This is a genomic window from Oleiphilus sp. HI0123 (assembly GCF_001635315.1).
The window spans coordinates 1-596 of the sequence record NZ_LWGE01000652.1; the positions used below are offsets into that span (position 1 = coordinate 1).

Here is a 596-nt window from a genome sequence, read left to right on the forward strand (position 1 = left end):
TGGCGCAACAGATTCTCGGCAAAGTTCAAGGTCGCATTTGGAAACCATTGCGCACCCGGCATCTTGTCTTCATTAAGCAAGGTGAGTTCGCCTTTATGACCTTTGACATCAAAGAAATCCCACAGCTGTGACCAGAATGCCTGCTTATCAGAGACAGACCAACGATAGAGTTGATCGTAGCTTTCAAATGAATGTTCGCTTTGCTGATTTAGATAAGACATGAATCGAGTCAGTTCTGTCTGCGATATGCGGTCTATGCTAGGTTGCCAAAGGCATTCGTTATTTTGCTGATTCATGTCGTGCTGTTCCGAGTCTGGTTATTTTAATGCGAGCGCTACTTTTGATTGATTAGTTCGGCCAATTGCATTGCAAATTCTGTTTCCTGCTTCAATGAGCTTGTCTAGCTCAATACCTGTTTCCATGCCAGCCCCCTGGAGCATATAAACGGTGTCTTCTGTGCTGACATTTCCAGAGGCTCCGGTTGCATAGGGGCAACCACCTAAGCCAGCTACTGAGGTATCGAAAGTTCTGTAGCCTAACTCTAGGGCTGCGTATTGATTGGCAAGCGCTTGGCCGTAGGTATCGTGAAAATGGCA

Annotated in this window: 1 protein-coding gene and 1 pseudogene; both read right to left on the reverse strand. The window is 46.3% G+C overall.

Annotated features, from left to right (window positions below; all coding sequences use genetic code 11):
- The coding region (locus A3761_RS05905) for an acetyl-coenzyme A synthetase N-terminal domain-containing protein (RefSeq protein ID WP_304439592.1) at positions 1–296 on the reverse strand (296 nt) is incomplete at its 3' end.
- 21 nt (positions 297–317) lie between these two features.
- Positions 318–596: pseudogene (locus A3761_RS05910) on the reverse strand (hydroxymethylglutaryl-CoA lyase); the annotation flags it as partial.